This window comes from Burkholderia sp. IO2 (genome assembly GCF_029522185.1).
In the GTDB taxonomy this organism is placed as follows: Bacteria; Pseudomonadota; Gammaproteobacteria; order Burkholderiales; family Burkholderiaceae; genus Burkholderia; species Burkholderia cenocepacia.
Window position 1 is genome coordinate 20,555 of sequence record NZ_JAKWFH010000042.1, and the last position, 12,429, is coordinate 32,983.

Genomic DNA, 12,429 nt, shown 5'->3' on the forward strand with positions numbered 1-12,429 from the left:
CCGGTCACGGCGCGACCGTTTGGCGCTCGCGAGCGGGTTCGGCCGCGCGGCGTGCTGCGCGTGCGTCGTTGCGCTTCGCGATGAACGGATGCTCGACGTAGCGGTAAGTGAGCAGCGAACACAGGACGGCAACCAGCGCGCAGACGAGCGCGAGCGCCCAGATGCCCGAGTCGTCGGTCGAATTGATCGGGAACACGAACTTGTTGAATGCGTGAATGATCATGTACACGATCACCATGTGGATCATGTAGATGCTGAAACTGGCGGTGCCGAGCAGCGCGAGCGGGCGGGTCTTGAGCACGCCGTAGAACGTGTTCCCGCATGCGATGCAGAAGAACACCGGAAGCAGCGGCAGCGCGCCTGCGATCGAATAGCGTTCGGCCGGCGACGGCGACATCGCGAGGATCAGCAGCGCGACGGTCGCCGCCGCCTTCGTGGCGAGCCGCGCGCGGATCGCGGGGTGCCGCGACACCTCGTAGGCCACGGCGCCGAACGCGAACAGCAGCGCCATCCCGCCGGGCGGCCCGAACAGCGCGGCGCAGGCGAGGACGATCGCGAGCGCGAGCAGCTTGCGCCATGCACGCGTGGCGACGAACCACGCGAGAAACGGAACGGCGACGTAGAACCGCCATTCGTACGCGAGGGTCCACCAGACGCCGCTCAGATAGGGCGTGCGCGCCGCTCCGTTGATCGGGAACGCGCCGAACCAGCCGAGCGAAACGGTTTTGAGCAGATCGGCCAGCAACTGCCCCGGTGCGCCGACGGCGTTGCGGGGAAACCAGTAAAGCGTGCAGATGACGATGACGGCCGCGTAAAACAGATAGAGCGGCGCGAGGCGTCGCACGCGCCCGACGAAGAAGGTCCGCACGTCGAGCGTGCCTCTGCATGCGCGCTCCCAGAACAGCAGCCCGGTGACCATGAAGAACATCGCGACGGGAATCGTCCCGAGATTGCGCAGGAAATCGGTGCCGGCGCCCCAGACGCCGGTCGACAGCAATGCCTGGTTGCACGCGAAGTGATGGAACACCACGGAGGTGGCCAGGATGCCGCGGAAGCCGTCGAGATTGCGGTAGCGCATCGACAGCGATTTGTCGACGGCCGCCCGGTAGAACGGCACGTGCCGGGCGACGCGCCACGCGAGGATCGCCACGGCCGCCAGGCATGCCGGGAAGTAGAGTTTGTCGGGTGTCGGGGAGAACAGGGTTTGCAGGGCAGGCGTAACAAGGTCCACTGAAGAGCGTCTCGTGTCTTGGATCGGGATTTCAGGCACGGAGGGTCCGCGTCGATGCAAGGTCTTCTGCGCGCTTCGCACGGCGTTCGATCGCCGGTCTTGTCGTTCGATGGTATCAAACGATGTGCGACGGTCGCGGCTCGTTGTGCAACATGATGTTTCAGCGCGAACCGGTGCGACGCGCGTATCGGTCGCCGATGTCGCCAACGGCGGGTCGCGCCGCAAATTCCGTTCCTTGCCGCCGGACCTTCATCGTGGTCGACGCCACCCGACTGGCCATTTGGCCGGCTTCCGGATCGTCCCGCTCCGGCTTACCTTGAGCGACAGCAGTTCGATGCGTCGGGCCAGCGGCGGAAGGGGGACGAATTCCTGTCGTCCGCTGCCACGGGCTCACGCCGACTCCAGGGTCCGTCCGGTCAAGAAGGTGATAGCAATGCTTGCAATTTACCTTCATGACGCTATCATTGATAGCAAATCTGGATGGAGGTAATCATGGCAAATCTTCTGGTGCGTAACGTGGATGACACTCTCGTTCAAAGCCTGCGCGAGCAGGCTGCGGCCAACGGCAGGAGCGCCGAGGCCGAACATCGAGCCATTCTGGCCGAGGCGCTCGGCCGGCCGAAGCGGCGCACATTCGCGCAAGTGCTGATGAGCATGCCGGAGGTGGGTGAAGACGCGGATTTCCAACGTGTTCAGGATTCAGGCGAGGTCAGGCGTGTTTTTGATTGATACGAACGTCATCAGCGAAATCAGGAAGGGCAAGCGAACCAACCGCGGCGTGAGGGCGTTCTTCAGGCAGGCCGAAGCCGACGCGAGCCCGCTTTACCTGTCCGTCGTGACGGTGGCCGAGCTGCGGCGCGGTGTCGACCTGATCCGTCATCGCGGCGATCACAGCCAGGCGTCGGCGCTCGAGGCCTGGCTGACGATGATCCTGTCCGGCTATGCGCCGAACATCCTGCCGGTCGATGTCGAAACCGGCCAGATGTGGGGGCATTTGCGCGTGCCCGATCCGACGCACGAACTCGACAAGCTGATCGCGGCCACCGCATTGATCAACGATTTGACGGTCGTCACGCGCAACGTCGACGATTTCGCTCGCACCGGCGTCCGGTTGCTGAATCCGTTCGAGTAACGTCGCGACAGGCGGCCTGCCGGTCGCGCGAAGCCGGGGCGGGCGGTGACCGCCCGGCAGGCGAGCGCACCGCCCTGGCTGCCGTGACCGGCCGCCACCTTTCACCCGCCGAGCACCGAATCCTCCTGCGGCGCGCTTCCGCGCCGCCATCCCCGCCTTTTACCGCCCGTCCTCTCGTCCCAACAGACGATGTAACGCCACCTCCGACCGGCCAGAATCCTTTCACGAACAACGGATTCTGAACCAGGAGGAGGCCGACATGATCGATGTCCGTGCGCTGGGCTACGTCGTCGTCGAGGCGACGCGCGTCGATGCGTGGCGCCGCTACGCGGAAGACGTGCTGGGCATGCGGGCGCTCGACGCGCCCGACGGCGCGCTTTATCTGAAGATGGACGAGCGCGATTTCCGCTACGTGATCGTTCCCGGCGCGGCCGACCGCTATTTCGCATCGGGCTGGGAATTGCCCGACGGCGCCGCGTTCGACGCCGCGCTCGCGGCGCTGCAGCGCGCCGGCGTCGAGCCGGTGCGCGCCAGCCGCGACGAAGCCGCGTTGCGCCGCGTGCAGGCGATGGCGTGGTGCACCGATCCGTCCGGCAACCGCCACGAGCTGTACTGGGGCGCACGCTGCGACTTTCGCCGCTTCGTGTCGCCGCTGGGCGTCGCGCGTTTCGTCACCGGCGACATGGGGCTCGGCCACGCGGTGCTGCCCGCGCCGCAGTTCGACGCGACCGACGCGTTCGTGCGCGGCGTGCTCGGCTTCGAGCTGTCCGACATCTACCGCGTGAAGTTCACGCCGGACCCGGCCGAACCGGAAAAGCGCATCCATTTCATGCACTGCCGCAACGCGCGCCATCACAGCCTCGCGCTGTTCGAGATGGCCGTGCCGTCCGGCTGCGTGCACGTGATGGCCGAAGTCGATTCGATGGACGAAGTGGGCCGCGCGCTGGACCGCGTCGCCGCGCACGACGTGAAGATGTCCGCGACGCTCGGCCGGCACTGCAACGACCAGATGATCTCTTTCTACATGAAGACCCCCGGCGGCTTCGATCTCGAATACGGCTTCGGCGGCCTCACGGTCGACTGGTCGAAGCACGCGGTGTTCGAGGCCACGAAGGTGAGCCAGTGGGGCCACGATTTCAGCATCGGATACCGGTAAGCCAGCACGATGACGATGAAACCTCTCGACAAGACGATGTCCGCGCGCGACGTGGTCGCGCAACTCGCCGACGGCATGACGATCGGCATCGGCGGCTGGGGGCCGCGGCGCAAGCCGATGGCGCTGGTGCGCGAAATCGCGCGCTCGAACCTGAAGGACCTGACGATCGTCGCGTACGGCGGCGCCGACGTGGGCCTGCTGTGCGCGGCGGGCAAGGTGCGCAAGGTGGTGTTCGGCTTCGTGTCGCTCGACGTGATCCCGCTCGAGCCGCATTTCCGCCGCGCCCGCGAGCAGGGCCGCATCGACGTGCTCGAACTCGACGAAGGGATGCTGCAGCTCGGCCTGCGCGCGGCCGCCGCACGCCTGCCGTTCCTGCCGACGCGCGCCGGGCTCGGCACCGCGCTGCTCGATCACGCGCCGCAACTGCGCACGGTGCAGTCGCCGTACGACGACGGCGAGACGCTGCTCGCGATGCCGGCGATCGAACTCGACGTCGCGCTGCTGCACGTGAACGCGGCCGACCGGATGGGCAATACGCGCATCGACGGCCCCGATCCGTTCTTCGATGCGTGGATGGCGCGCGCCGCGCGGCGCTGCTACGTATCGGCGGAAACGGTCGATGCGTCGCTCGCGAGCGACGACCTCGACGCCGCGCGCCGCAATCCGTTCGAGCGCTCGCTCGTCACGGGCGTCGTGCACGCACCGGGTGGTGCGCATCCGACGTCGTGCGGGCCGGCCTACGGCTGGGACCTGCCGCACCTGCGCGCGTACTGCACCAGCGCGGAAGACGACGCCAGGACGGCGGCGTACCTGCGCGACGTGGTCGGCCAGGACGAACGTCAGTACCTCGAAGGCGTCGGCGGGCTGTCGCACGTGACGACGCTGCCGTTGCCGATTCTGTAAAGGAGCGCCTGTGAGCGAATCTCTCGACCATTCCCTTGCGGAACTGATGATCGTCGCGTCCGCGCGACTGTGGCGCGACGACGGCGAAGTGCTGGCGACCGGCATCGGCACGGGCCCGCGGCTCGCGGCCGGCCTCGCGCGGCTCGCGTACAACAACGGGTTGATGCTGACCGACGGCGAAGCGTATCTCGTCGAGGAGCCGGTGCCGCTCGGCCCGCGCCCCGACGGCTATCGCGTGAAGGCGAGCGGCTGGATGACCTACGAGCGCGTGTTCGACTGCCTGTGGCACGGGCGCCGCCATGCGCTGGTGATGCCGACGCAGATCGATCGCTTCGGCCAGGCCAACATTTCGTGGCTCGGCGACGACTACGCGCACCCGAAAACCCAGTTGCTCGGCGCACGCGGCTTCCCCGGCAACACGACGAACCACGCGAACTCGTTCTTCGTCAGCGGCCACGGCAAGCGCACGTTCGTCGAACGCGAAGTCGACATGGTGTGCACGGTCGGCTACAACCCGGCGCGCCGGCTGCCCGGGATGAAGACCTTCGTCGACCTGCGCAGCATCGTCACAGACCTGTGCGTGATGGATTTCGGCGGGCCCGACCACGCGATCCGCGTGCGCTCGCTGCACCCGGGCGTGAGCTTCGACGAGGTGCAGGACGCGACCGGTTTCCCGCTGCTTGCCTCGCCGGACATCGGCACGACGGCAGCGCCGAACGCGGAAGACCTGCGCATCGTGCGCGCGCTCGATCCGCACAACCTGCGCGCGACGATCGTGCGCAACAATCCGGCGCCGCGCCGGGGATGAGGGCCGACATGGAAGCGACCCGGATGACGTTCGGCGACGGTGTCGTCGACTACGCGCTCGAGGACGGCATCGCGACGATCACGATGAACCGCCCCGACTACCACAACGCGCAGAACTCGAAGATGACGTATGCGCTCGACGCGGCGTTCCGGCGCGCGGCGCACGACGACGCGGTGAAGGCGATCGTGCTCGCGGGCGCCGGCAAGCATTTCTCGGCCGGTCACGACATCGGCACGCCGGGCCGCGACATCCACGAGTCGTTCGAGCGCGCGTCGCTGTGGTACGACCACGTCGACAAGGCAGGCGGCGAATTCCTCTATGCGCGCGAGCAGGAGGTGTATCTCGGCATGTGCCGGCGCTGGCGCGACCTGCCGAAGCCGACGATCGCGATGGTGCAGGGCGCGTGCATCGCCGGCGGGCTGATGCTCGCGTGGGTGTGCGACCTGATCGTCGCGTCGGAGGATGCGTTCTTTGCCGATCCGGTCGTGCGGATGGGGATTCCGGGCGTCGAGTATTTCGCCCACGCGTACGAGCTGAATCCGCGCATCGCGAAGGAATTCCTGTTTCTCGGCGAGCGGATGCCGGCCGAGCGCGCGTACCAGATGGGGATGGTCAACCGCGTGGTGCCGCGCGAGCGGCTGCGCGACGCGACCTACGCGATCGCCGCGAAGATCGCGACGATGCCGCGCCTCGGGCTCACGCTGACCAAGCAGGCGCTGAATCACGTCGAGGAACTGCAAGGCAAGCGCGCGGCGATGGACGCGGCGTTCGCGTGGCATCACTTCGCGCATGCGCACAACGAGCTCGTCAGCGGCGACCGCCTCGGCGGTTACGACGCCCGCAGCATGGCGAGCTCGCAACGCCAGCCGAACGGCGCGGACCGCGCGGACGCGCCGGCACCGGTCGCCGTCAACGGAGCCGCCGCATGAGCACGACACTTCACGGCCCGCTGCATACGCCGCTGTGCGACCTGCTCGGCTGCCGCTACCCGATCGTGCAGACCGCGATGGGCTGGGTGGCCGACGCGCGGCTCGTCGCCGCCACGAGCAACGCCGGCGGATTCGGCTTCCTGGCCGGGGCGACGCTCGAACCGGAGCAGGTCGAGGCCGAGATCCTGAAGGTGAAGTCGCTGACGGATCGGCCGTTCGGCATCAACTTCCACATGTTCCAGAAGAACGCCGCGCAGGTGGTCGATCTCGCGATCGAGCACCGGCTGCGCGCGGTCAGCTACGGGCGCGGCCCCGATGCGAAGACGATCCGCCGTTTCAAGGATGCCGGCATCGTCTGCATGCCGACCGTCGGCGCGCCGAAGCATGCGGCGAAGGCCGTCGAACTCGGCGCGGACATCGTGACGGTGCAGGGCGCGGAAGGCGGCGGCCACACGGGCGCGGTGCCGACCACGCTGCTGCTGCCGAAGGTGCTCGACGCGGTGCGCGTGCCGGTCGTCGCGGCCGGTGGCTTCTTCGACGGGCGCGGACTGGCGGCCGCGCTCGCGTACGGCGCGGCCGGCATCGCGATGGGGACGCGCTTCCTGATGAGCGCGGAATCGCCGGTGCCGCGCGCGACGCTCGAGCGCTACGTGGCGGTCGGCGACCCGGCGCGCATCCGCGTGTCGGACGCGCTCGACGGGCTGCCGCAACGAATGATCGACAACCCGTACCTGCTGAAGCTCGAACGCTTCGGCCCGCTGCGCCGCACGTGGTTCGCGCTGAAGACGGCCGACGCGTGGCGGCGCCAGAACGGGCTGAGCAGGGCCGACATGCTCGGCCTCGCGATCAAGGCGCTGCGCTCGCACGACTACACGGCCAGCCAGACGCTGATGGCCGCGAACGCGCCGTTCCTGATCCAGCGCGCGATCGTCGAAGGCCGCCCCGACGAAGGCGTGCTGCCGAGCGGCCAGGCGGCCGCGATGATCGGCGCGATCGAATCGTGCGATGCACTGATCGCGCGAATCGTCGCGGAAGCCGGCGAGCGGCTCGACGCACTGGCCGCGTTGCGCGGCGCGGCAGCGACGCAGGCCGCATGACGAACATCACAGGGAGGCAATGGAGATGGCAGCAACCAATCAACCGGCCGGCGCGATGCCGTTCCGGATCGATCGCGCGGACGGCATCGCCGAGCTGGTGATCGCCCATCCGCCGGTGAACGCGCTCGACGCGCACGGCTGGCAGGCGCTGTCCCGCGCGCTCGACGCGCTCGGCGAGGACGACGACGTGCGCGTGATCGTCGTGCGCGGCGAAGGCCGCGGCTTTTGCGCGGGCGTCGACATCAAGGAGCTGGCCGCGCATCCGGAGCGGATCGTGGCGGTCAACGCGGGCAACTACGAGACGTTCCGCGCGGTGCACCGCAATCCGAAGCCGGTGATCGCGGCGGTGCACGGCTTCGTGCTCGGCGGCGGGATCGGCATCTGCGGCGCGGCGGACATCGTCGTCGCGGCCGACTGCGCGCGTTTCGGCGTGCCCGAGATCGACCGCGGTGCGATGGGCGGCGGCGCGCACCTGCAGCGGCTGTTCGGCGTGCAGAAGGTGCGCGCGATGTACTTCACCGGCGACATGATCGACGCGGCCGAAGCGTACCGGCTCGGCGCGCTCGAGCAGGTGGTGACGCGCGACGCGCTGCGCGACGCGGCGCTCGCGATCGCCCGCAAGATCGCCGCGAAGAGCCCGGCGATGGTGCGGCTCGCGAAGGAGGCGCTGAGCGGCGTCGAGGACGGCGATCTCGAAGACAAGTACCGCTGGGAGCAGGGCTTCACGCTGCAGGCATACATGACGAACGATTCGACGGAAGCGCGCGCCGCGTTCGTCGAGAAGCGCGACGCGCATTTCGACGCACGCGCCAGCGCCGCGGAGGCACGCGCATGAACCTGACCTATACGCCGCAACAGCAGGCGTTTCGCGCGGAAATCCGTGCATGGCTCGCCGCGCACGTGCCGCGCGAGCGGCTGCCGAGCTTCGACACCGAGGCAGGCTTCGCCGCGCACCGCCAATGGGAGCGCACGCTGCACTCGGGCCGCTGGAGCATGGTCACGTGGCCGCGCGAGCTGGGCGGGCGCGGCTGCGACCTGATCGAATGGCTGATCTTCGAGGAAGAGTACTGGCGCGCGGATGCGCCGATGCGCGTGAACCAGAACGGCATCTTCCTGCTCGGGCCGACGTTGATGGATTTCGGCACGGATGCGCAGAAGGCGCGCTTCCTGCCCGCGATGGCGGCCGGCGAGCACGTGTGGGCGCAGGGCTGGTCGGAGCCGAACGCGGGCTCGGACATGGCCGCGATCCGCACGACCGCCACCCGGATCGGCGACGAATACGTGCTGAACGGCCAGAAGATCTGGTCGACCCGCGCGGTGTGGGCCGACTGGCTGTTCGGGCTGTTCCGCAGCGATCCCGAATCGACGCGTCACCACGGCTTGACGTTCCTGATGGTGCCGCTGTCCGCGCCCGGCATCACGGTGCGGCCGATCCGCCAGCTGAACGGGCAGACCGGCTTCGCGGAGATTTTCTTCGACGACGTGCGCGTGCCGGTCGAGAACCGGCTCGCGGCCGAAGGCGCCGGCTGGCAGGTCGCGATGGCGACGGCCGGTTTCGAGCGCGGGCTGATGCTGCGTTCGCCCGCGCGCTTCCAGCGCACCGCGCAGGCGTTGCGCGACCTGTATCTCGCGCACCGCGACAGCGCGGACCGCGATCCGACGCTGCGCGAACGCGTGGTGCAGGCCTGGATGGACGCGCAGGCGTATGCGCTGTCGACCTATGCGACCGCGAGCCGGCTGCTGAAGGGCGGCCACATCGGCGCGGAGTCGAGCACCAACAAGGTGTTCTGGTCGGAGCTCGACCTGCGCATGCATCAGACCGCGCTCGACATCCTCGGCGCGCATGGCGAGGTCGTCGCGCAGACGGCCGCGCAGCACGCGACGCTCGGCCACTGGCTCGACGGTTTCCTGTTCGCGCAGGCCGGCACGATCTACGCGGGCACCAACGAGATCCAGCGCAACATCGTCGCCGAACGGATGCTCGGCATGCCGCGCGCGTAAGCGCGCCGGCGACACTCACTGAACGGACATCGTATGGATTTCGTATTCGATGAAGACCAGGAAGCGCTCGCGGACAGCGTGAAGCGCCTGCTGATGACCGAGATGACGCCCGAGCTGATCCGCGAGCTGTGGGCGACGCCGACCGGGCGCTCGGATGACCTGTGGGCATTGTTCGCGTCGCAGGGGCTGACCGCCGTGTCGGTGCCCGAAGCACACGGCGGCCTCGGCCTGACCGAAGCGGAATGGGCGCTGCTCGCGCAGGCCTACGGCTATTTCGGCAGCCCCGAGCCGCTGCTCGACACGGCGCTCGTGTCGGCCGGCGTGCTGGCGCGGCTGCCCGCGAGCGACTGGCGCGACGCGCTGCTGCGCGACATCGCCGAAGGGCGGGCGCGCGTCGCGCTCGTGCATCCGGTGAACCCGTATGCGGCCGACGTGCATGTCGCGGACACGCTGCTGTGCGAACACCGCGGCGAGCTGCACCGCGTCGATCCCGCGCAGTGCGCATGGCGCACGGTCGACAGCGTCGACCCGTCGCGGCGCCTGTTCACGCTCGACTGGGAGCCGTCGGCGGCCACCCGCATCGCGAGCGCCGACGAAGCCGCGCCGCTGCTGAACCGCGCGCTCGACCATGGCGCGTTCGCGGTCGCCGCGCAACTGCTCGGCCTCACGCAGCGCGTGCTCGACGTCGCGATCGACTACAGCGCGCAGCGCAAGCAGTTCGGCAAGGCGATCGGCTCGTACCAGGCGCTCAAGCATTTGCTCGCCGACGTCGCCATCCGCTACGAGTTCGCACGGCCGGTGGTCGCGCGCGCCGCGCAGGCGATCGCCGACGATCACCCGCAGCGCGCGGTGTTCGTGTCGCACGCGAAGCTCGCCGCGATGTCGGCCGCGCAACTGGCCGCGCGCCACGCGATGCAGGTGCACGGCGCGATCGGCTACACGTGGGAGCTGGATCTGCAGATCTTCATGAAGCGCATCTGGGCGCTGTCCGGCAGCTGGGGCGACAGCGCGTTCCACAAGGCCCGCGTGGCCGACGCGATCCTCGGCGACGCATTGCCGATCGGCCCCGCGCAGACCTTCGATTTCGAGGAAACGAACCGATGAAACAAGCCTATATCGTCGACGCGCTGCGCACGCCCACCGGCCGCCGCAAGGGCGGGCTCGCGCACGTGCATGCGGCGGACCTCGGCGGTTTCGTGCTGAAGACGCTCGTCGAGCGCAACGCGATCCCGGCCGACGAATACGACGACGTGGTGTTCGGCTGCGTCGATACGATCGGCCCGCTCGCGGGCAACATCGCGCGCACCTGCTGGCTCGCGGCCGGGCTGCCGCTGCAGGTGCCGGGCGTGACGGTCGACCGCCAGTGCGGCTCGTCGCAGCAGGCCGTGCACTTCGCCGCGCAGGCCGTGATGAGCGGCGTGCAGGACGTGGTCGTCGCCGGCGGCGTGCAGACGATGACGCAGATCCCGATCTCGTCCGCGATGACCTGCGCGGCGCCGCTCGGCTTCACCGATCCGCTCTCGGGCAGCGCCGGCTGGCGCGCGCGCTTCGGCGACGCGCCGGTGTCGCAGTTCGTCGCCGCGCAGCGGATCGCCGATCACTGGAACCTGTCGCGCGACGCGATGGAGCGTTACGCGCTGGAGAGTCACCGCCGCGCGGTCGCGGCGATCGAGGCCGGTCATTTCAAGCGGGAGATCGTGCCGTTCGAAGGGGTGATGCATGACGAGACGCCGCGCCCCGACACGTCGCTCGACAAGATGGCGACGCTCGAACCGCTGACGCCGGGCGGCTCGCTGACGGCCGCCGTCGCGAGCCAGACCTGCGATGCGGCCGCGGCGCTCCTGATCGTGTCGGAGGAGGCGCTCAAGCGCTACGACCTCACGCCGCGCGCACGCATTCATCACCTGAGCGTGCTCGGCGACGATCCGCTGTGGATGCTCACCGCGCCGATTCCGGCGACCCGGGCTGCGTTGAAGAAGAGCGGGCTCGATCTGGCGCGGATCGACGTCGTCGAGCTGAACGAGGCGTTCGCGTCGGTTGCGCAGGCGTGGCTGGCCGATACGCGTTTTCCGCACGAAAAGACCAACCCGAACGGCGGCGCGATCGCGCTCGGCCATCCGCTCGGCGCAACCGGCGCGCGGCTGATGACGACGCTGTTGCACGAGCTGGAACGCACGGGCGGCCGCTACGGGCTGCAGACGATGTGCGAAGGCGGCGGCCTCGCGAACGTCACGATCATCGAGCGCCTGTGAGCGCGTCACTTTCACCATCTCAGGACCCACGAGGCACCAGCATGGGAATCTGCAACGGACGCACCGTCATCATCACCGGCGCGGGCGGCGGGCTCGGGCGCGAATACGCGCTCGCGTTCGCGGCCGAGGGCGCGGCGGTCGTCGTCAACGACATCCGGCACGACGCCGCGCAGGCCGTGTGCGACGAGATCGCGCGGCGCGGCGGCCGCGCGCTCGCGAATTCGGACGACATCACCCGGGTCGACACGGCGCAGCGGATCGTCGATGCCGCACGCGCTGCGTTCGGCGACGTGCACGTGCTCGTCAACAACGCGGGCATCTGCCGCGACAAGATGTTCACGAGCATGACCGAAACCGACTGGGACGACGTGATGCGCGTGCATTTGCGCGGCCACTTCTGTCTGTCGAGCGTGCTGGCACGCGCGTGGCGCGACGCCGCGAAGGCCGGTAACCCGGTCGACGCGCGGATCGTCAACACGAGTTCGGGCGCCGGGCTGCAAGGCTCGATCGGCCAGTCGAACTACGGCGCGGCAAAGGCGGGGATCGCCGCGCTCACGCTGATGCAGGCGGCGGAACTCCAGCGCTATGGCGTGCGCGTGAACGCGCTGGCGCCGGCCGCGCGCACGTCGATGACCGAAGGCGTGTTCGCCGACATGATGAAGAAGCCCGAGGACGGCGGCTTCGATTATTTCGATCCGGCCAACGTCGCGCCGCTGGTGGTGTGGCTCGGCAGCGCGCAGTCGGCCGACGTGACGGGCCAGGTGTTCGAGGTCGCGGGCGGGATGATCGCGGTCGCCGAAGGCTGGCGCACCGGCCCCCGTGTCGATCGCGGCGCGCGCTGGGCGGCGGCAGAGGTTGGCCCGGCGGTTGCTCGACTGCTGGCCGACGCGCGGCCCGCGCAGCGCGTGTACGGGAGCTGA

At 69.1% G+C, this 12,429-nt stretch carries 13 protein-coding genes; 12 read left to right on the plus strand and 1 reads right to left on the minus strand.

Annotated features, from left to right (window positions below; all coding sequences use genetic code 11):
• Nucleotides 1-4 precede the first annotated feature (4 nt).
• Nucleotides 5-1,231 (minus strand): acyltransferase, encoded by a 1,227-nt coding sequence (locus MMB92_RS24545; RefSeq protein WP_058903176.1) that lies wholly within the window; start codon nt 1,229-1,231, stop codon nt 5-7.
• A gap of 492 nt (nt 1,232-1,723) precedes the next feature.
• Here MMB92_RS24545 and MMB92_RS24550 point away from each other — a divergent pair, with 492 nt between their 5' ends.
• From MMB92_RS24550 to MMB92_RS24605, 12 genes are all read left to right on the plus strand, one after another.
• Nucleotides 1,724-1,960: a DNA-binding protein gene (locus MMB92_RS24550; protein WP_006481537.1), complete on the plus strand. Its 237-nt coding sequence runs from the start codon at nt 1,724-1,726 to the stop codon at nt 1,958-1,960.
• A complete protein-coding gene (locus tag MMB92_RS24555; RefSeq protein WP_006481544.1) occupies nt 1,947-2,363 on the plus strand; it encodes a type II toxin-antitoxin system VapC family toxin in 417 nt (138 codons plus the stop codon). Before MMB92_RS24550 ends, MMB92_RS24555 begins: the two co-directional genes overlap by 14 nt.
• A 259-nt stretch (nt 2,364-2,622) precedes the next feature.
• On the plus strand, nt 2,623-3,519 hold the full coding sequence (locus MMB92_RS24560; protein ID WP_084751486.1) for a VOC family protein: 897 nt from the start codon (nt 2,623-2,625) through the stop codon (nt 3,517-3,519).
• A 9-nt stretch (nt 3,520-3,528) separates the two neighbouring features.
• Complete coding sequence (locus MMB92_RS24565; protein ID WP_048988182.1) at nt 3,529-4,422, plus strand: CoA-transferase; 894 nt, start codon at nt 3,529-3,531, stop codon at nt 4,420-4,422.
• A 10-nt stretch (nt 4,423-4,432) separates the two neighbouring features.
• Entirely contained in the window at nt 4,433-5,230 is a 798-nt protein-coding gene (locus MMB92_RS24570; protein WP_006481539.1) for a hypothetical protein, read from the plus strand.
• A gap of 8 nt (nt 5,231-5,238) precedes the next feature.
• Nucleotides 5,239-6,159 carry an enoyl-CoA hydratase gene (locus MMB92_RS24575; protein ID WP_006481536.1) on the plus strand — a complete coding sequence of 307 codons (921 nt, stop codon included), beginning with the start codon at nt 5,239-5,241 and terminating at the stop codon, nt 6,157-6,159.
• The gene (locus MMB92_RS24580; RefSeq protein ID WP_084751485.1) at nt 6,156-7,256 is read left to right on the plus strand and encodes a nitronate monooxygenase; all 1,101 of its coding nucleotides are present in this window, start codon (nt 6,156-6,158) and stop codon (nt 7,254-7,256) included. Before MMB92_RS24575 ends, MMB92_RS24580 begins: the two co-directional genes overlap by 4 nt.
• 19 nt (nt 7,257-7,275) lie before the next feature.
• Complete coding sequence (locus MMB92_RS24585) at nt 7,276-8,091, plus strand: enoyl-CoA hydratase family protein (RefSeq protein WP_084751483.1); 816 nt, start codon at nt 7,276-7,278, stop codon at nt 8,089-8,091.
• Nucleotides 8,088-9,257 (plus strand): acyl-CoA dehydrogenase family protein, encoded by a 1,170-nt coding sequence (locus MMB92_RS24590; protein ID WP_058903170.1) that lies wholly within the window; start codon nt 8,088-8,090, stop codon nt 9,255-9,257. The genes MMB92_RS24585 and MMB92_RS24590 overlap by 4 nt, the downstream gene beginning before the upstream one ends.
• Nucleotides 9,258-9,290: 33 nt before the next feature.
• A complete protein-coding gene (locus MMB92_RS24595; protein ID WP_034202289.1) occupies nt 9,291-10,361 on the plus strand; it encodes an acyl-CoA dehydrogenase family protein in 1,071 nt (356 codons plus the stop codon).
• Nucleotides 10,358-11,509: an acetyl-CoA C-acetyltransferase gene (locus MMB92_RS24600; RefSeq protein ID WP_084751481.1), complete on the plus strand. Its 1,152-nt coding sequence runs from the start codon at nt 10,358-10,360 to the stop codon at nt 11,507-11,509. Before MMB92_RS24595 ends, MMB92_RS24600 begins: the two co-directional genes overlap by 4 nt.
• Before the next feature lie 41 nt (nt 11,510-11,550).
• The gene (locus MMB92_RS24605; RefSeq protein ID WP_006494776.1) at nt 11,551-12,429 is read left to right on the plus strand and encodes an SDR family oxidoreductase; all 879 of its coding nucleotides are present in this window, start codon (nt 11,551-11,553) and stop codon (nt 12,427-12,429) included.

Excerpts from the sequence above, each read along its gene's own strand:
- MMB92_RS24590 (WP_058903170.1), top strand. The coding sequence starts at position 8,088 with ATGAACCTGACCTATACGCCGCAACAGCAGGCGTTTCGCGCGGAAATC.
- MMB92_RS24580 (WP_084751485.1), top strand. The coding sequence starts at position 6,156 with ATGAGCACGACACTTCACGGCCCGCTGCATACGCCGCTGTGCGACCTG.
- MMB92_RS24595 (WP_034202289.1), top strand. The coding sequence starts at position 9,291 with ATGGATTTCGTATTCGATGAAGACCAGGAAGCGCTCGCGGACAGCGTG.
- MMB92_RS24575 (WP_006481536.1), top strand. The coding sequence starts at position 5,239 with ATGGAAGCGACCCGGATGACGTTCGGCGACGGTGTCGTCGACTACGCG.
- MMB92_RS24605 (WP_006494776.1), top strand. The coding sequence starts at position 11,551 with ATGGGAATCTGCAACGGACGCACCGTCATCATCACCGGCGCGGGCGGC.
- MMB92_RS24565 (WP_048988182.1), top strand. The coding sequence starts at position 3,529 with ATGACGATGAAACCTCTCGACAAGACGATGTCCGCGCGCGACGTGGTC.
- MMB92_RS24585 (WP_084751483.1), top strand. The coding sequence starts at position 7,276 with ATGGAGATGGCAGCAACCAATCAACCGGCCGGCGCGATGCCGTTCCGG.
- MMB92_RS24550 (WP_006481537.1), top strand. The coding sequence starts at position 1,724 with ATGGCAAATCTTCTGGTGCGTAACGTGGATGACACTCTCGTTCAAAGC.
- MMB92_RS24600 (WP_084751481.1), top strand. The coding sequence starts at position 10,358 with ATGAAACAAGCCTATATCGTCGACGCGCTGCGCACGCCCACCGGCCGC.
- MMB92_RS24560 (WP_084751486.1), top strand. The coding sequence starts at position 2,623 with ATGATCGATGTCCGTGCGCTGGGCTACGTCGTCGTCGAGGCGACGCGC.